General features: G+C 54.6%; 16 protein-coding genes. 13 read left to right on the forward strand and 3 right to left on the reverse strand.

Features of this window, described 5'->3' with window-relative positions; genetic code table 11:
- Positions 1-57: 57 nt before the first annotated feature.
- The 5 genes from doeB2 to FCS97_RS12725 are packed head-to-tail and all read left to right on the forward strand — an operon-like array spanning position 58 to position 5,500.
- On the forward strand, positions 58-1,245 hold the full coding sequence (doeB2, locus tag FCS97_RS12705) for a N(2)-acetyl-L-2,4-diaminobutanoate deacetylase DoeB2 (protein ID WP_138518803.1): 1,188 nt from the start codon (positions 58-60) through the stop codon (positions 1,243-1,245).
- Positions 1,246-2,523 carry an aspartate aminotransferase family protein gene (locus tag FCS97_RS12710; RefSeq protein ID WP_246066340.1) on the forward strand — a complete coding sequence of 426 codons (1,278 nt, stop codon included), beginning with the start codon at positions 1,246-1,248 and terminating at the stop codon, positions 2,521-2,523.
- Positions 2,520-3,788 carry an ectoine hydrolase gene (gene doeA / locus FCS97_RS12715; RefSeq protein WP_138518804.1) on the forward strand — a complete coding sequence of 423 codons (1,269 nt, stop codon included), beginning with the start codon at positions 2,520-2,522 and terminating at the stop codon, positions 3,786-3,788. Before FCS97_RS12710 ends, doeA begins: the two co-directional genes overlap by 4 nt.
- Positions 3,785-5,158 (forward strand): NAD-dependent succinate-semialdehyde dehydrogenase, encoded by a 1,374-nt coding sequence (locus tag FCS97_RS12720; protein ID WP_138518805.1) that lies wholly within the window; start codon positions 3,785-3,787, stop codon positions 5,156-5,158. Before doeA ends, FCS97_RS12720 begins: the two co-directional genes overlap by 4 nt.
- A gap of 24 nt (positions 5,159-5,182) precedes the next feature.
- Positions 5,183-5,500 (forward strand): EthD family reductase, encoded by a 318-nt coding sequence (locus FCS97_RS12725; protein ID WP_138518806.1) that lies wholly within the window; start codon positions 5,183-5,185, stop codon positions 5,498-5,500.
- Here FCS97_RS12725 and FCS97_RS12730 read toward each other — a convergent pair.
- Positions 5,497-5,952 carry a YaiI/YqxD family protein gene (locus tag FCS97_RS12730; protein WP_138518807.1) on the reverse strand — a complete coding sequence of 152 codons (456 nt, stop codon included), beginning with the start codon at positions 5,950-5,952 and terminating at the stop codon, positions 5,497-5,499. The two genes, FCS97_RS12725 and FCS97_RS12730, sit on opposite strands and share 4 nt — an antisense overlap.
- A gap of 133 nt (positions 5,953-6,085) precedes the next feature.
- Between FCS97_RS12730 and FCS97_RS12735 the strand changes: the two genes are divergently transcribed.
- The 3 genes from FCS97_RS12735 to FCS97_RS12745 are packed head-to-tail and all read left to right on the forward strand — an operon-like array spanning position 6,086 to position 8,889.
- Complete coding sequence (locus tag FCS97_RS12735; RefSeq protein ID WP_138518808.1) at positions 6,086-6,949, forward strand: NAD(P)-dependent oxidoreductase; 864 nt, start codon at positions 6,086-6,088, stop codon at positions 6,947-6,949.
- Positions 6,950-6,964: 15 nt separating this feature from the next.
- Positions 6,965-7,906 (forward strand): DMT family transporter, encoded by a 942-nt coding sequence (locus tag FCS97_RS12740; RefSeq protein ID WP_138518809.1) that lies wholly within the window; start codon positions 6,965-6,967, stop codon positions 7,904-7,906.
- Positions 7,903-8,889, forward strand: a complete 987-nt coding sequence (locus FCS97_RS12745) for a quinone oxidoreductase family protein (protein ID WP_138518810.1) — start codon at positions 7,903-7,905, stop codon at positions 8,887-8,889. Before FCS97_RS12740 ends, FCS97_RS12745 begins: the two co-directional genes overlap by 4 nt.
- 523 nt (positions 8,890-9,412) lie before the next feature.
- On the opposite strand, the gene FCS97_RS12750 is transcribed toward FCS97_RS12745, so the two are convergent.
- Positions 9,413-10,459 carry an HD-GYP domain-containing protein gene (locus FCS97_RS12750; protein ID WP_171035310.1) on the reverse strand — a complete coding sequence of 349 codons (1,047 nt, stop codon included), beginning with the start codon at positions 10,457-10,459 and terminating at the stop codon, positions 9,413-9,415.
- A 182-nt stretch (positions 10,460-10,641) separates the two neighbouring features.
- Here FCS97_RS12750 and FCS97_RS12755 point away from each other — a divergent pair, with 182 nt between their 5' ends.
- The 4 genes from FCS97_RS12755 to FCS97_RS12770 all read left to right on the forward strand — a co-directional run bounded on the left by FCS97_RS12755 (position 10,642) and on the right by FCS97_RS12770 (position 16,007).
- Positions 10,642-12,837 (forward strand): amidohydrolase family protein, encoded by a 2,196-nt coding sequence (locus FCS97_RS12755; protein ID WP_138518812.1) that lies wholly within the window; start codon positions 10,642-10,644, stop codon positions 12,835-12,837.
- Entirely contained in the window at positions 12,834-13,220 is a 387-nt protein-coding gene (locus FCS97_RS12760) for a hypothetical protein (RefSeq protein WP_138518813.1), read from the forward strand. The genes FCS97_RS12755 and FCS97_RS12760 overlap by 4 nt, the downstream gene beginning before the upstream one ends.
- The gene (locus FCS97_RS12765; RefSeq protein ID WP_138518814.1) at positions 13,217-13,954 is read left to right on the forward strand and encodes a sulfite exporter TauE/SafE family protein; all 738 of its coding nucleotides are present in this window, start codon (positions 13,217-13,219) and stop codon (positions 13,952-13,954) included. The genes FCS97_RS12760 and FCS97_RS12765 overlap by 4 nt, the downstream gene beginning before the upstream one ends.
- Positions 13,955-14,051: 97 nt before the next feature.
- Complete coding sequence (locus tag FCS97_RS12770; RefSeq protein ID WP_138518815.1) at positions 14,052-16,007, forward strand: methyl-accepting chemotaxis protein; 1,956 nt, start codon at positions 14,052-14,054, stop codon at positions 16,005-16,007.
- A gap of 3 nt (positions 16,008-16,010) precedes the next feature.
- Here the strand turns inward: FCS97_RS12770 and FCS97_RS12775 are convergent, their stop codons facing one another.
- Positions 16,011-16,373, reverse strand: coding sequence for a phage holin family protein (locus FCS97_RS12775; RefSeq protein WP_171035318.1), 363 nt, complete (start codon positions 16,371-16,373; stop codon positions 16,011-16,013).
- A 121-nt stretch (positions 16,374-16,494) separates the two neighbouring features.
- Here FCS97_RS12775 and FCS97_RS12780 point away from each other — a divergent pair, with 121 nt between their 5' ends.
- Entirely contained in the window at positions 16,495-17,313 is an 819-nt protein-coding gene (locus tag FCS97_RS12780) for a class I SAM-dependent methyltransferase (RefSeq protein ID WP_171035311.1), read from the forward strand.
- Positions 17,314-17,321: the final 8 nt, after the last annotated feature.

Consider the following 17,321-nt stretch of genomic DNA (forward strand, 5'->3'; position numbering starts at 1 on the left):
TAAGCGAAGTCCCTACTATGTTACGGTAAAGGGCTACCTAATAGCACAAGGAGGGCAATGTCCGCGTTCTGGCAAAACACGATTCGCCAGGCCATCGATTTCAGGCGAGAGCTACACAGCGAGCCTGAGTTGAGCTGGCATGAAACACGCACAGCGCAGAAAATTCGAACAGCGCTAAGCGACCTGAACATCGAATGGACGCCCTGCGCGGGCACCGGGACACTAGCGCGCCTGAATACTGGTGCCGGTTCTTTAAGCACCCCACACATTGCCTTGCGGGGCGACATTGACGCACTACCCATCCACGAACAAACCGGTAAAACATGGGCTTCGCGCCAAATGGGCTGCATGCACGCCTGCGGGCATGATGGACACACTGCCGTGCTGCTGGCCACTGCCAGGTACTTGAAAAGTATTGAACACGCCTTGCCTGGCCCCGTCACCCTGATATTTCAGCCCGCCGAAGAAGGCGGACACGGTGCCTCGCGCATGATTGAAAACGGCGCGCTAGAGGGCATTGACGAAATTTACGGCTGGCACAACTGGCCTGCCATTCCCTACGGAAAATTGGTGTGCCCCGACGGCATCGTGATGTGTGGCAACGGTACATTCGAGATTACGGTAACTGGCCAGGGCGGGCATGCCAGCCAACCTGAATTGTGCCGCGACCCCGTGCTTGCGGGCAGCGCCATGGTGCAGGCTTTGCAACAGGTGGTGGCGCGCAGGCTAGCGCCTCAGCAAGCTGCCGTGCTCAGTGTGACTTCATTTAACGCACCCAGTGGGCTCACTGTGATTCCTCAGCAGGCTGTGCTGGGTGGCAGCATTCGCGTGCCCGACCATGCCACACGCGATGCCATCAACGCCTTGATTGTTGAGGTGGTCGAGCACACGGCTCGCGCCCATGGCGTGAATGCCGAAGTCACCATTCAGCCTCGCTACAACGCAACTGTTAACCATGCAAAACAGGCACGACGCGTGCGCGAAACATGGTGCACGCAAAACGGTGACGATTCGCTCGACACGCAGATTCCCATACCGATCATGGCCTCTGAGGATTTCAGCTACTACCTGCAGGAAATTCCAGGCGCATTTGCCTTGATCGGAGCAGGCAGGCCCGGGCAGCAGGCTTACCCCTGCCACAGCCCGTTTTACGATTTCAATGATGACTTGATTGAGCCAGTCACCCGTCTGTATGCGCAGTTGGTGGGCGCACCCCAATCAACACAACAAGAAGGAGTGATGTAAATGACTATGCAAACTTTCGAGAGACGAGAAAGCGATGTGCGCGGCTACAGCCGCACCTACCCAGTGGTGTTCGACAAAGCATTGAATTCCAGGCAAACCGACGAAAACGGCAAAGAATACATCGATTTTTTTGCAGGCGCCGGTGTGCTGAATTTTGGTCACAACAACGAGCGCATGCAAAAAGCAGTGGTGGATTACATTCAATCCAACGGTGTTACGCACAGCCTGGACATGGCCACCGTGGCCAAACGTGCATTCATTGAAAAGTTTGAAGAAGTGGTGCTGAAACCGCGCAACATGCCACACAAAATGCAGTTCATGGGGCCCACAGGCACCAACTCGGTTGAAGCGGCTTTGAAAATTGCGCGCCGAGTCACAGGTCGACAACAAATTGTGTCGTTTTCCCATGGCTTTCACGGCATGACACTGGGTTCACTGGCCTGCACCGCCAATGCCTACTTCCGCGGAGCTGCGGGTGTGCCTCTTCAACACGTGACCCACCAGGCGTTTGGTTGTGAAACTTTGTGCAAGGGCTGCACGCTGGGCTGTGGCGACGAAAGCATTGAACGCATGCGCGCGCTGTACGCCGACACCTCCAGCGGCGTGGCACCACCCGCTGCATTTTTGATTGAAACGATTCAGGCCGAAGGCGGCGTGAAAGTGGCCAGTGGCAAGTGGCTGCAGCAATTGCAAGCCCTTGCCAAAGAAGTGGGCGCCTTGCTGATTGTTGATGACATTCAGGTGGGTTGTGGCCGCACCGGCACCTACTTCAGCTTCGATGAATTGGGTCTTGATCCCGACATTGTCTGCCTGGCCAAAGGTGTGGGTGGCTGGGGCACGCCAATGGCCTTGAATTTGGTGAAACCCGAAATTGACAAACACTGGGCACCAGGCGAACACACAGGCACATTCCGGGGACAAAACCTGTCTTTCGTGGCTGGGCGGGAAGCACTGACGTACTTCGAGAATGATGAACTGATGAATGAAGTGAAACGTAAGGCCAAAGTAATGCATGCCGCCATGCAAGGCCTGGTCGACCGTCACCCTGTGCTTGAACTGACCGGCAAAGGCATGATTCTGGGCTTGAATGTAGGCAGCACTGAAATTTCAAAACACATCGTAAAGCAATGCTTTGAAGACGGGCTCATGATTGCCAGCTGTGGCACGGGCGGGCGCGTGATCAAACTGATTCCGCCCTTGACCATTCCGGATGAAGACCTGGAAGAAGGTTTGAACACCCTGATCAAAGCGGTGAACCGCGCCATGGAGGCTGCATGAGAAAACGCGATGACATGACATTTCCTTTCGAGGAATACGAACGCCGCATCGCTGAACTGCGCACACGAATTGCGCAGCGCAGGCTGGATGCGGTGGTGATTACCGACCCTGAAAACATCATGTACCTGACGGATTACCAAACCACCGGTTACTCCTTCTTTCAGGCACTGGTGGTGCCGCTTGAAGATGAACCCTTCATGATCACGCGTGCGCTGGAAGAATCGAATGTGTTTGCGCGCACCTGGGTGGAGCAATCGCGCCCCTACCCCGACACTGGCGATGCAATTCAAATGCTGCTGGATGCTTTGCGCGAATTCAAACTGATTGACAAACGAATTGGGTACGAGCGCAACAGCTACTTTTTCCCGGCGTACCAGCAAGACTTTGTGCACACCCGTTTGAACAAGGGCAAGCTGCTGGACTGCTTCGGGATTGTGGAACAGGGGCGTTTGCGCAAATCGCCTGTTGAAATTGAATTGATGCGAAAAGCCGCACATGCCACAGAAGCAGGCATGAAGGCAGGCCTGGAAGCGTGCGCTGCGGGTGTGACCGAAAACGACATTGGCGCAGCCATTTCAGTGGCCATGTTCAAGGCCGGGGGCGAACCCCCTTCTGTGATGCCTTACGTGACCAGCGGGCCGCGAACCATGATTGGCCATGCCACCTGGGAAGGCCGCGTAGTGAAACCCGGCGAACATGTGTTTCTGGAAGTGGGTGGCTGCTACCGGCGTTACCACACGGCCATGATGCGCACAGCAGTGCTGGGCGAACTTAGCGATTCCATGTACAAGGCACAAGAAACCATGAAGGAGGCGCTCAATGCTGTGCATGAATATGTGCAACCGGGCATGACTGTTTCAGATGCCGACAACATGATCCGCAACATCATCACCCACAACGACATTGGTGCAAGGCTGATTACCCGCTCGGGTTATTCAATCGGTATTGCTTTTCCGCCCAGCTGGGATGAAGGCTACATCATGAGTCTGAAACAGGGCGAATCGTCCATTCTCGAGGAAGGCATGACCTTCCACATTATTCCGTGGATGTGGGGTGTGGATGGTGACAAAACCTGCGGCATTTCCGACACCATCATCATCACCAAAAACGGTTGTGAGTCCTTCTTCTCGCTGGACCGGGATTTCACCGTAAAGCCGGAGAAAAACGTACACACGCTAAGTGCGGTGAACTCAGCACCCACAAAGAAGAAAGCCACCACCGACACCGCTACAGACACAAATACGCAGGAGGACCAAGCTGTATGACCACTGCCATGCTTACTTCAACCAACCCATTCACTGGCGAAAAAATCAACGAACACCTTGCCTTGCAAGGTGAGCAAATTAGTGCGCAAATTGGACTGGCCGCTGCTGCATTTCCTGCCTGGTCAGCAAAATCGTTTGCCGAACGCGGCAAAGTGCTGCATGCGGTGGCTGCGCAATTGCGCAAGAACAAAAGCAAGCTGGCTGAGCTGATGGCGCAGGAAATGGGCAAACCGATTAAAGAAGGCGGGCCAGAAGTGGAAAAAGCGGCCACGTGCTGCGAATACTATGCCGAACACGCTGGCAAACATTTGGCCGACGAATGGATTGCATCCGATGCATCCGAAAGCTATGTGAAATACCAGCCCCTGGGTGCGCTGTTGGGCATATTGCCCTGGAACGCACCAGCCTGGTTGGCTTTTCGCTACCTGGCCCCAGCCTTGATGGCAGGCAACACCTGCGTGATGAAGCACGACCCGAATGTGCCAGCCACGGCACAGGCTTTGGCTGACTTGTTCAAGGAAGCGGGCGCACCTGCGGGCGTGGTGGTGAATTTGCCGCTTAGAACCGAGCATGTGGAACAGGCCATTCGGGATTCCCGAATCATGGCGGTTAGTTTTACCGGTTCAAGCGCAGCAGGCAGAAAGGTAGCTGCCACAGCTGCGTCGGAACTCAAACCAGCCGTGCTTGAATTGGGTGGATCAGACCCCTGTATTGTGCTGGCCGATGCCGACCTGGAACGCGCCGCCGATATTGTGGTGTTGTCAAGAATCATCAATGCAGGGCAAAGCTGCATTGCGGCCAAACGTATTTTGATTGAAGCCAGGGTGTATGAAGAATTCACCACCTTGTTGAAAGTACGGCTGGCCAAATTAAAGCTGGGCGATCCGCTGGATGCGACAACCGACATTGGTCCGATTGCCCGAAAAGACCTGCGCGACAACCTGCACCGGCAAGTTCAGCAAACCATTTCGGAAGGTGCGAAGTGTTTGTTGGGCGGCGAAATGCCCGATGCGCCCGGCTACCACTACCCGCCTACCTTGCTGGCTGATGTCAAACCGGGCATGTGCGCATTTGAAGAGGAAACTTTCGGCCCAGTGATGGCGGTGACGGCAGTTGAAAATTTAGACGAAGCCTTGGCCATTGCCAACAACACAAACTACGGTTTGGGCTCTAGTATATGGACTGCCAGCACCAGCAAAGCCATGCGCGCAGTCAATGAGTTGCAGGCAGGTCAGGTTGCAGTGAATGGTATTGTGAAAACCGACCCCCGTTTGCCCAGTGGTGGCATCAAGCAATCGGGCTATGGACGCGAGCTTGGGCCACACGGCATTCGTGAGTTTGTCAACGCCAAGCAGGTCTGGATCAAATAGAGGCAGTCGAGGAGACAAACCAAAATGATTAAAGTCAGCGTGATGTACCCCAATGCGCAAGGCGTCAGCTTTGACCACGAGTATTACAAAACCACGCACATGCCCTTGGTAAAAAGCAAAATGGGCAAGGCACTGCACCATTACACCGTGGACAAAGGCTTGGCTGGCGGCGCAGGCGATGCGCCTGCGTTTGTGGCCATGGGGCATTTGCTGGTGGATTCCGTCGAAGCATTTCAAGCCGCATTCGGCCCGCATGCCCAAGAAATCATGGGCGACATTCCCAACTACACCAATGCCAGCCCGGTGATTGTGATCAGTGAAGTGACGGTCGAAAAAGGCTAAATGTTTTTGGGAAACTTCGCGATGATCCGGTCAAACTGACTCGCGAATGTTTTGCGGTCTGCCTGGCTGTAAGCAGGTGGGCCGCCCGTGTCCACCCCGCTTGCCCGCATGGTGTCCATGAAATCACGCATGGTGTGCAAGGCCTTGATGTTTTCGGCGGTGAACATTTCCCCACGCGGGCTAAGTACCTGCGCACCTTTGTCCACCAGTTGTGCGGCCAGCGGAATGTCGCTGGTAATCACCAAATTGCCCGCCTCAACGCGGCGCACAATTTCGTCATCGGCCTCATCAAACCCTCGCGGTACCTGCAAAAGCTTGATGAACTTCGAGGGTGGCGTGCGAATGTATTGATTGGCCACCAAGGTGGTTTCAATGCCGGTTCGGTCGGCTGCACGAAAAATGATTTCCTTCACGGCAACGGGGCAAGCGTCGGCGTCGACCCAGATTTTCACGGTTTGAACCACCCAACAATTCAACAAGCCCTGATCGTATCAAATCGCAAAACCTAGGGATGATCCGAAGCGCAATAGCGCTTCTATTCCGATACAGTTCAAACAAGAACTAAAACTTTTTCAGGTGGTTAATATGGGTTTCAAAGTAGCTTTTCTGGGTTTGGGTGTAATGGGATACCCCATGGCGGGTCATTTGGCCAAGGCAGGTCACGAGGTCACTGTGTACAACCGAAGCTCGGCCAAGGCCGAAAAATGGGTGGCACAGCATGGCGGCAAAATGGCAACCACTCCCGAAAAAGCAGCGGCTGATCAGGATTTCGTGTTCGCCTGTGTGGGCAACGACGACGACTTGCGTCAAATTTGCACCGGCATCAATGGCGCCTTTCACGGCATGAAGCCAGGTTCGGTTTTTATTGACCACACCACTGCCAGCGCAAAAATTGCCCGCGAGTTATTCGACCAGGCCAAAGATGCCGGCTTTGGATTTATCGATGCGCCGGTGTCTGGCGGCCAGGCTGGCGCAGAAAATGGTCAATTGACTGTGATGTGTGGGGGAACTCATCCCGACTTTGAACAGTCGAAGGATGTAATTGCGGCTTTTGCCAAAGCCGTGACGCTGATGGGCGAATCAGGCAGTGGTCAGCTGACAAAAATGGTCAACCAGGTGTGCATCGCCGGTTTGCTGCAAGGTTTGTCCGAGGCCTTGAAGTTCGGCATGAATGCCGGTCTGGATGTGAACAAAGCGCTGGAAGTGATTGGCAAAGGTGCTGCTCAAAGCTGGCAAATGGACAACCGTGGCAAAACCATGGTGGAGGGCAAATTCGATTTTGGTTTCGCGGTGGACTGGATGCGCAAAGACCTGAGCCTGGTGCTTGAAGAAGCACGTCGCAATGGTTCTCAGCTGCCAGTAACAGCCTTGGTAGACCAGTTCTATGCGGAAGTACAGGGCATGGGCGGCCAGCGTTGGGATACGTCCAGCCTCATCAAACGTTTGTAAAAGCACGCGCAAGCCTTGAGCCGAACGCGCGCTTTACTGGAACGATCACCCACGGCTTGGGGCGTGGGTTTGGCGCTCTTGGGCGCCATCTTTTTTTCCGGCAAGGCCATTGTGGTGAAGTTGGCCTACGCCTACCCGGTTGACGCCTCGACCCTGCTGGCCATGCGAATGTTGTTGTCGCTGCCCCTGTTTTTGGGCGCACTCGTTTTCACGATACTGCGCGAAAAAAACGCCGTGAAAATGACGCCCAAAGACTACGGCTTGATCACGCTGGCGGGTTTGCTGGGCTACTACCTGGCCAGCCTGTTTGATTTCATGGGTTTGCAATACATCACCGCTGGGCTTGAACGGCTTATCTTGTTCACCTATCCGTCCATCGTGCTGTTGATCGCCTGCATCATCAAACACCAATGGCCCCAGCCGTGGCAACTGATGTGCATGGCGCTCAGCTATGTTGGCTTGGCCGTGGTGTATGGCCATGAAACGGTGCTGGTGGGCGACAACACGGCCCTGGGCGTGGTGTTGGTTTTTGTGTCGGCCATTTGCTACGCCAGTTACCTGATTGTGGGTGAAAGGCTGCTGAAACGTTTGGGCACCATTCGGGTTACCGCCATGGCCACCTTGGTCTCGGCGGCGGCCATACTGGTGCAAATCAATGTGCAGCAACCGCTGAGCATCATTGTTGAACAACCCCTGCCAGTGTGGGGCTGGTCGCTGGTCAATGCGGTTTTTTGCACATTTGTACCCGTGTTTGCTGTGATGACTGCAATCAGCCTGATCGGCGCAGCAAGGGTATCGCAACTGGGCATGATCGGCCCCATCGCTACACTGGCCTTGGGCACCTGGATTTTAAAAGAACCATTTACCGTTTGGCATGCTGTGGGGACCGCACTTGTAATTGCAGGTGTGGCCCTTCTCAGCATGAAAAAAGAAGCAAAAGAAGGAGTTACAACATGAGCACTACAGCCGCAAAAATTGTTCGTTTTTACAACCCAGGCGCACCCGATGTGTTGAAAATGGAAGACATCGAAGTAGGCCCACCCAAAGCCGGGGAAGTGCAGGTTGAGCACAAAGCGATTGGCCTGAATTACATTGAAGTGTATTGGCGCACCGGCGTTTACCCACAACCGCTGCCCTGCTGCCCCGGCACCGAGGGCGCGGGCATTGTGCGCGCGGTTGGCGAAGGTGTGACTGACCTGAAGGTTGGCGACCGCGTAGCGTATGGTTCTGGCCCGGTGGGTTCATACAGTACTGTGCGCAATATGCCCGCACACCCATTGATGAAAATTCCGGACAGCATTGATTTCGAAACCGCCGCCGCCATGATGCTGAAAGGCTTCACTGCGCAGTATTTGCTGCGCCGCGTGTACAAGGTGCAAGCTGGCGAAACCATTCTGTTTCATGCCGCCGCAGGTGGTGTGGGCACTATTGCCACGCAATGGGCGAAATCACTTGGAGTCCGTGTAATCGGTACCGTGTCCACGCGCGAAAAAGCCGAGTTGGCCAAAGCCAACGGATGTGCAGAAGTCATTATTACCAGCGAAGAAAATATTGTAGACCGCGTGAAAGAATTGACCGATGGCAAAGGTGTTCCGGTGGTGTATGACAGCGTGGGCAAAGCCACGTTTATGGATTCCCTGAATTGCCTGAAACCACGCGGCATGATGGTCAGCTTTGGCAATGCCAGTGGCAAGGTAGACCCGGTGCCCTTGCAGTGGCTGGCCGAGCGTGGTTCGCTGGTGCTGACCCGCCCCACAGTGGCATCGTTTACCGTGGACAAGGCTGAAATGCTGGAAAGTGCGGCTGAAATGTTTGGTGTGGTGGCCAGTGGTGCGGTGAAAATTCAAATCAACCAGCGGTTTGCGCTGGCGGATGTGGTGAAGGCGCACACCGAACTTGAAGGGCGACGCACGACAGGTTGCACGGTGCTGATTCCTTGACGCGCTGAGAGTTAAACGCCCGATCGGCTTGGGTTTCAATCTCTCGCCTGTACGTTAACTGACCACTCGGCGCGAATTTCAATCTCTCGCCTGAAAACCTGTACTCCCCTTGCTGAACCTCACGATGCCTGAGAACGACCCTCCTAAAAAGCGGGTCGGGCTCGTTCTCTGTCGCCCATGCCGGGCGACACCGGCCCTGCTCGGCACGCAAGGGCAGGTTTTCTTGAAGGCGAGGCGATCGAAACACCGCCGCCGATTGGGCTGTTGCGCCAGCGGTGAGGCGGAGCTGAACTTGCGAGTGGACGCGCACGGTAGTTTTGAGCCAACTCGGCAGTGGGATTGCTTGGGACGCACTTCAAGAAAACCGCCCCGTTTGAGTTTAGTCGTAGCGTTCGGCGTTAAGCCGACACCGAGACTCGGCCCGCCCTTTTGCCGAGCGAGGTGAGCAAGAATAAAGTCAAAAAGGGATCAAGCGGTTTTCAGTGCGGCACAAGTAACCCACGCCGAGGTGGCAAAAAATCACCTACAGCGCCACATGCCCTGTCTGCTGCGCGGGCTGCAGTGTCGCGTCTTTACTGGAAGACGCATTGCGGGAATTGGCAGTTTTCACCGTATAAATTTTCAGCTGAATACCATGCTGATGTTCAGCCTCTCGAACCCGTCCAATGAAATGGCGAGACACCACCTGTCCCTTGGACAACCACATGAACCCGTCAGGGCCTTCGAAATCACGGGCCAATACAAGGCCCTCGTACAGGTCTTCGCCATGCAAAATTTTCTCATTGGCCTTCTCCGCAGCTTTCAACTTGACCAGGGCGATGGGCAATACCTCAATCACCTTGGGGTCGTAACGCTTCCCGGCAGCACCCACCAAAAAAGTTTGGGCCTGTAACTCGTCGAACGCTTTAGAAGCAAGCCAGCCCTGCTGCAACTCATCATAATCCTCGGCCACCGCCAAAATACGTGCGCCCAGTGGAATGCCTTCGCCTTCCAAGCCATCGGGAAAACCTTGCCCGTCGTAGCGCTCATGATGGTGTCGAATAATCTCGGACACATGCACCATTTCAGACAGTCCGTGAAACGCGGCCTGCGCTTTCATCGGGTGCTTCATCAATGCAACCCGCGCATCGCCTTTCAACTCTACCACCGGCTTGAAAAGTGTGTCATCGCTCAAGCCCAGCTTTCCGATGTCATGTAACAGTGAGGCCACGTAAATGTCTTGCAAAGCCGATTCGCTGGCGTGAAGTTCTTTGGCAATCAAGCGAGCCAGTTCTGCCACCCGCAAACCATGCGCTGCCAGCTGTGGCGAACGCAACTCCATCAAGTTGGAAAAGGACTTCACAGCCGCAAGATACTGCATGCGCATCTCTCGCTGAATTTGCTCCAGCATCAACTGCATTTGATGAGTTTCTGCGCGCTGCGATTCCAGTTGCTGATTCAAACTGGCGTTTGAACCCTGCAAACTTTCCACTTCTTTGCTCAATTTGTCAGCATTTGCCTGAAACTCCTGCAACTGGCGCTCAAGTTCCTTGATCAACTGCGGGTTATCGGTGGTTTGTTCAACTGACATGGTGCTGGTTCCGTTGCGAATGCGGCGCATTCTCCTCGAATGGAGTAACGGCAGACTTATCAGGAATCTGAAACCCTTTCCCCCTCTAAATGGGGGGTAGTGTTTACTGAATCTGAAATGACTGATTGTCAGTATTAATTCAAAGAACCAATCGAGTCACAAAGACCCCGGGAAGACGAGACATGAGACAAGCCCTACTTGGCACCTTGGCGCTATGCGCAGCCTTGGCCGCCTGCAGTTCCGATTCAGACAACCCCCCGGGCAACACCGATGGGCGGACCACACCCAATGAAGTCGAAGTGGCCCCCACCGCGTTCAATATTGCAAACCAGTGTGTCGCAATTCAATCGCTTGCCAACAACAAATTTGTTGCTCTCAGTAGCGACGGCAGCTACAGCGTCACAGAATCAACGGCCGTGAATGCCGCCCCCTTTTTCCTCAAGCCGACAGCCTTGGGCAAGTACATGATTTACAACCGCGACGACGCCATGATGCAGGCCGTTGGCAACTCGGCAGGCACCCCTGTGGGCAGCAGCACCGCCTTCTCCGACTCCATTGAATGGGCCGCACAGGAGGATGAAAAAGGTCGTGGTGGTTTCTCCCTGACCAACAGCGGCAACACCATGAAACTGGCCCTGCTCGGGTTCAGCAATGGCCTGGGCACGGTCGAAAGCGCGGGCAACAGCGAAGAAACCCTGTTTAAATTTGTAAAAACAACCGGTTGTGCCGAGTTTCCGGAAATTGTCACCAACACCGAGGGCCGCACCTTTGCTGGCGCTGGCTTAAACCGCGCGGTGAAAGGTTTTGCGGATGTTCACAATCACATTACAGCCACGACATTCCTGGGCGGCGCGCACCATGGCACACCCCACCACCGGTTTGGTGTTACCCAGGCATTGGGTAGTTGCGAGGCCAACCATGGCCCCATGGGCAGACTTGATCTGGTCGACAACCTGTTCAAGTTTTCACCACAAGCCAGCCACGACACACAGGGCTGGCCCACCTTTCGCAGCTGGCCTGCGGCCGATGCGCTTACCCATGAAGGCTTGTATTACAAATGGCTGGAACGGGCCTGGCAAGCCGGCTTGCGTATTTTCGTGACCAACCTGGTTGAAAACGAAACCCTGTGTAATTTGGTGAAAGTAAGCAAAGGCAGGCCCCTTGCAAACTGCAATGAGATGGAAAGTGCAGTCACGCAAATTGAATACATCAAACAACTGGAAAGCTACATTGATGCTCAGGAGGGTGGCCCCGGAAAAGGCTGGTTCCGTATTGTGACCAGCCCGGCCGAAGCACGCCAGGTGATCAACGATGGCAAACTGGCTGTGGTGTTGGGCATTGAAATTTCACATCTGTTTAATTGCGGCATCAAGCTGGGGCAAAACCTGTGCGACGAGGCTGAGATCGACAAACAACTGGATCGACTGCATGCGCTCGGCGTTCGGCAAATGTTCCCAATCCATGAATTCGACAACGCCTTCGGGGGCAACGGCATTTTCGATGGTGCTGTGCTGAACGTGGGCAACTTTTTGGACACAGGTGCCTTCTGGCAAACCTACGATTGCCCCGGTGGCGACAACAATTACGCCGATTACATTTTGCGCCAGCCCGGTGCAGTCATGACTTCAGCGCCCGGCCTGGGCAACGACCCACTCACCCAGGCATTGATTGCCAACAACCCCGGCGTGGCACCAATTTACCCCACGGGTGAAAACCAGCGTCAATGCAACCGCCGTGGCCTGACTGAACTTGGCAAATACGCCTTCAAGCGATTGATGGAAAAAGGCATCATCATTGAAGTGGACCACATGGAGCTAAGCATCAAGGGCGACCTGATCGAGATGGCTGATCGCCAGCAACCCAAGTACCCACTGGTGTCTACCCACGGTGCGCACGGCGGCATTACCCGGGAGCAGGGCCGTAAAATTTTGGCGGCGGGCGGCATTATTTACCCCTACCAGGGCAATGCGCAAAGTTGGGCTGAAGACCTGAAAGTTATCGCCCCACTGAAAAGCCAGCAGTTTGATTTCGCCATGGGCTTTGGCGCAGACACCAACGGCCTGGGTGCACAAGCAGGCCCGCGCGGCGCTGATCGCCCACAAATCACCTACCCTTTCACCCTGTTCCAGGGACCCGATTGGGCGGGTGTATTCAACACCAATGTGAGCCCTGTGAAATTTGACAAGCAAACCAGCGGTGAACGTGTGTTTGATGCCAACACCGAGGGTCAAGCCCACTACGGTCTGAAGGCAGACTGGGTAGAGGAATTGCGGCTTGAGGGTGGCAACGAGGCCTTGAAGGCACTCTACAATTCAGCAGAGGTGTATATTCAAATGTGGGAAAGGACCACAGCGAAACGACCTCAAATCAATCCATGAACAAACGCGCACTTGTTTACCTCGGCCTGGCCAGCGCCACGCTGGCCGGGGCTTACCTTTACGTACAATCGTTGCCCACAGAGCCGACACAGGCCAACCAGTCACAGGACGATGCAGCACAGGCACTCGAATCCCTGTCAATTGTCGATGGCAACCTGACCACCGGTTCTTTCAGCACCAACGTGCGACAAGGGCAAAAAGTCCAGTTTCTGGTACACAGCAATCAAACCGATTCGCTGATTGTTGAGGGGCTGGACGCACGCGTGCCACTTCCCCAAAACCAAACCACACTGGTCAGTATTGCTGCCAGCCACACAGGCACGCACGCCATCGAGCTTGACCTTTCCGGCACCACCATCGGCAGCATCGAAGTCACACCATGACCCTGGCTTTGGTGATGCTGCTTAGCCTTGCGGCATTCATCACCTCCAGCATCACCGCAGCCATGGGCATTGGTGGCGGCGTAGTGCTTCTTGCACTGATGGCACAACTGGTGCCACCGGCCCTGCTCATCCCTTTGCATGGTGCCGCTCAACTGATGTCCAACGCCAACCGTGTACTGGTGCAGCGCAAATTCATCAACTGGGCTTACATCAAACCATTTTTGCTGGGTTCAATTGTTGGCGGCGCTTTGATTACGCCGCTTGCACTGTACATGCCGGTTGCAATCGGCCAGCTTGTCCTGGGCATGTTCATTATTCTGGCCACATGGAAAAGCGCGTGGTTGCGCCTTTCAAACTGGCCGCCTGCGGCTTCGGGTGGAATAACCACGGGCCTTAGCCTAGTGCTGGGTGCAACAGGCCCGCTGGTCATGTCGGTACTGCCCAAGTCGACCTGGGAAAGGCAAGTGGTGGTGGGTACCCACGGCATGGCCATGGTGATTCAGCACGGCATTAAAATCATCGCCTTTTCCAGCTTGAACGTCAGCCTGGTGGCGTATTGGCCCTTGCTGCTGGGCATCGGCGTGGCGACACTCGCGGGCAACCTGGTGGGTGCCAGACTGTTGGCACGCGTACCCGAGGAAAAATTCACGATTATTTTGAATTGGCTGCTGACAGCACTGGCCTTGCGTTTGATGTATCAAGGTTTAAGCGACCTTCTGCTGCCCGGCACCTAACCATTTCGGGTTCCCATTCAACAGGGATAGCAAACGGTCTGTTGTGTTCCAAACTAAAGCCTCTGGACACAACTCACCGCCCCCTGAAGGTTGACCCATGTTATTCAAACGCACTCTCGACTCGCTGACCCTGCCCCAGAAATGCGCCATCATCGCGCTACCGCTCTTGCTGGCATTCGGATTTTTGTTTCAGCAAATGTATGCACAAATCAACACACTGATCAGTTCGTCTGAAAACGAGTTGCGAGGCGCTGTTTTTCTGGAAAAAATCAACCCGCTGATGCAGAAAGCACTCACCGATCGCGCACAAAAAAAGTCTGAAGCCGTTGGTGAACTCAGTTCAGCCATCAAGGCATCGAAAACCGGGTTGCCAGAGACTTGGCCCATCACCGCCAGCAACCTTGATCGGCTGGCTGCGCTGCTGCCTCAAGCATTAAACAACAACGCCTCCGAGGCCGAGGCTGAAGAGTTGGGCAATCAAATGGTCACTTTGGTGCGTCAGTTGGCCGATGAAAGCGAACTGACACTCGACCCCTTCTTGCCCAGCTACTACATGATGAGCCCCATGGCCTTCAACCTGCCGCGCGTCATCGAATACCTGTCTGAACTGGAAGGTCGACTGCGCGACCCCGGCAACGACTCGGCAGCCACATTCAGTTTTGTTCGCTCCAGGCTTGGTACCCTGGGCCGCGCAATGGAGGAAATTCGCGAGGCCACGAAAAAATCAGTCGATGCGGGCGGTGCAATTACCAACGCAACACGCACACAAATTGACACCATCGACCAGCGCATCGACTCCATCTCGGCATGGGTCAAGGAACAATCCGCCAAGGACCTGAATTACGACAGCATCACTGGCCATGCCGAGATGGTTCGCTTGCTTGAGGACGCCGTGAAAACAGGCTTTGAACTCAGCCGAAGCCTGAACCTCACCTTGCAAGCAGACTTGACCGAGCGCATTTCCGGTTTGAACAGCACGCTGATTCAAGCAGGTGCGGGCTCATTGGCTGTGTTGTTACTGGCCTTTGCGCTTGGTTATGTGGTGTTCAAAGACACCAACACCGAAATTGCCCAAATTTTGGCGCACGCTAAAATTATTGGCATGGGCGACCTGTCCAAACCCATTGAAAGCCATGGCAGCAACGAGATCAGTAAAATTCGCGCCGCGCTCGAGAACATTCGCCAAAAACAAACCGGCCTGGTGGGCGAGGTAAAGGATGCTTCAACCCGAATGGCAGACACCATCAACACTTTGGTGACTGCCGCTTCACAGGTCAAAAGCAGCGTTCAAGAACAAACGGATTCCGCCTCGGCCGTTGCAGCGTCGGTAGAAGAACTCACCGTGTCGATTGGTCAGGTGCACACCCACGCCAACCAGGCGCTCGGCTTGTCAAGCCAGGCTGGGCAATCCTCAGTCAATGGTCGCGAGAGTGTGAAGCAAGCCCGCCTGGCCATGGAGCAGATTGGCACCGCCTCGGGCACACTGGCGCAAAGTATCAACAAGCTGGGCGACCAGTCGGACAACATCTCCAGCATCATTCAGGTAATTCACGCCATTGCTGATCAAACCAACCTGCTGGCGTTGAACGCAGCCATTGAGGCTGCACGCGCTGGCGAACAGGGGCGTGGTTTTGCGGTGGTGGCCGATGAAGTGCGCAAGCTGGCCGAGAAAACCGCCGAATCGACGAAAAGTATTTCAGCGTTGATCTCGGACATTCAAAATGAAACGCGTTGCGCTGTGGAGCAGGTTACCGGTTGGGCCCAGATGATCGACTCAGGGCAAAGCTCCTCAATGGGTGCCGACCAACAAATGGAAGCCATTAACCACCACACCGGCGATGCTGAACGTGCGGTCACTGAAATTACGGAAGCGTTGAAGGAACAAAGCGCTGCCTCTACACTGATTGCCCAGCAAGTAGAGCGAATCGCCCGCATGACCGAAGAAAGCCAAGGGGTTGCCCATGAAGTAAACCATGTCATTTCCGAGCTGCAAAGCCTGTCAAATCAAATGGACACTGTCATGGGCAAATTCAAGCTGGCTCAACACGCATAAGCTTCAAATGCGCTCGATCCTGACCTTCTCCTGAAACAGGATCGAGCTTAAGAATGTAGCAAACAAGGAATACAGCAAAGCCGCAAGCACAGCCCACCAGAATCCATTCACCTGGAAACCTTCAAGAATGGAACCCACCCAGTAAAACATCAAACCATTCAAAACAAAGTAGAACAGCCCCAGGGTCAGCACCGTCAAAGGCAGGGTAAGAATCAACAACACAGGCTTCACAATGGTATTGACCAAACCCAGAATCAACGCGGCCCACAACGCCGCCCAAAACCCCTCGACAATCACACCGGGCAACAGGTAAGCCACACCCATCAGTGCCACCGCATGCAAAACCCAGCTCAGCAAGAGTTTCAAATCCATTCCCTCCAAGTTCAGAAAACAAGTGATGTACAATCAAATTCGCTCGATAGCCAAGCTATCACATTTCGACAAAACCAGCTTAGTCCCAACATTAAGCAACACCGAGAATTTCAGTATGGATGTCAGTCAACGCCTGGTTTCACGCAGTTGCCCTTTTTGTCAAAACAGTGCAGAAGACTCAGTGACCCTGAGCTACGGCAGCAGCGAATGGCCCATGATTGAATGCAACAAATGCCATTTTGTGTACCTGAAACGTGCTCCGGTTTACGAGCGCCTCAGCGAAGAATTCGCTTGGGAAAAAACATCGGAAACCGAACGCCAGGTTCGCGAAGAACGAGAGCCGGTGAAACAGGGCTTAAGCCGTGCCTTTAAGCACTTTCGACAGAAAGTACTGAAGCGCAACAAGCTACCCGAGCTGATCGATAAATACATTCCTGGTGGGCGTGTGCTTGACATTGGTTGCGCAGCGGGCGGCCTGCTGGCCACATTGCCTGCCAAATACCAGCCCTACGGCATCGAAGTGTCCAAAGCCCTTGCCCAAGCCGCCAGCCAGGTGGTTGAGCCGCGCGGCGGCAGCATCATGCATGACAACGCGCTTAACGGCATTCAAAAATTGCCCGAGAACCATTTCGCGGGCGTGCTGATGAGCGCATTTCTAGAACACGAAGTTGAACCCAACGGCCTGCTGCAAGGTGTGGCCAAGGTACTTCAACCCGGCGGCGTGGTCATCATCAAAGTGCCCAACTATGGTTCATGGAACCGAAAAATTCGCGCTGAAAAATGGTGTGGATTTCGTCTGCCCGACCACGTGAATTACTTCACCCCGGAGAATCTTGAAGCGCTTATCGTGCGACAAGGCATGAAGGTGGTTCAATTTGGCTTGGCCGACCGGCAACCCACCAGCGACAACATGTGGATCGTGGCCGCCAAGTAGGCAAGCCG

Source organism: Limnobacter alexandrii (assembly GCF_005871185.1).
GTDB classification, from domain to species: domain Bacteria; phylum Pseudomonadota; class Gammaproteobacteria; order Burkholderiales; family Burkholderiaceae_B; genus Limnobacter; species Limnobacter alexandrii.

Excerpts from the sequence above, each read along its gene's own strand:
- FCS97_RS12770 (WP_138518815.1), top strand. The coding sequence starts at position 14,052 with ATGTTATTCAAACGCACTCTCGACTCGCTGACCCTGCCCCAGAAATGC.
- FCS97_RS12760 (WP_138518813.1), top strand. The coding sequence starts at position 12,834 with ATGAACAAACGCGCACTTGTTTACCTCGGCCTGGCCAGCGCCACGCTG.
- FCS97_RS12780 (WP_171035311.1), top strand. The coding sequence starts at position 16,495 with ATGGATGTCAGTCAACGCCTGGTTTCACGCAGTTGCCCTTTTTGTCAA.
- doeA (WP_138518804.1), top strand. The coding sequence starts at position 2,520 with ATGAGAAAACGCGATGACATGACATTTCCTTTCGAGGAATACGAACGC.
- FCS97_RS12710 (WP_246066340.1), top strand. The coding sequence starts at position 1,246 with ATGACTATGCAAACTTTCGAGAGACGAGAAAGCGATGTGCGCGGCTAC.
- FCS97_RS12720 (WP_138518805.1), top strand. The coding sequence starts at position 3,785 with ATGACCACTGCCATGCTTACTTCAACCAACCCATTCACTGGCGAAAAA.
- FCS97_RS12765 (WP_138518814.1), top strand. The coding sequence starts at position 13,217 with ATGACCCTGGCTTTGGTGATGCTGCTTAGCCTTGCGGCATTCATCACC.
- doeB2 (WP_138518803.1), top strand. The coding sequence starts at position 58 with ATGTCCGCGTTCTGGCAAAACACGATTCGCCAGGCCATCGATTTCAGG.
- FCS97_RS12755 (WP_138518812.1), top strand. The coding sequence starts at position 10,642 with ATGAGACAAGCCCTACTTGGCACCTTGGCGCTATGCGCAGCCTTGGCC.
- FCS97_RS12735 (WP_138518808.1), top strand. The coding sequence starts at position 6,086 with ATGGGTTTCAAAGTAGCTTTTCTGGGTTTGGGTGTAATGGGATACCCC.
- FCS97_RS12750 (WP_171035310.1), bottom strand. The coding sequence starts at position 10,459 with ATGTCAGTTGAACAAACCACCGATAACCCGCAGTTGATCAAGGAACTT.
- FCS97_RS12725 (WP_138518806.1), top strand. The coding sequence starts at position 5,183 with ATGATTAAAGTCAGCGTGATGTACCCCAATGCGCAAGGCGTCAGCTTT.
- FCS97_RS12745 (WP_138518810.1), top strand. The coding sequence starts at position 7,903 with ATGAGCACTACAGCCGCAAAAATTGTTCGTTTTTACAACCCAGGCGCA.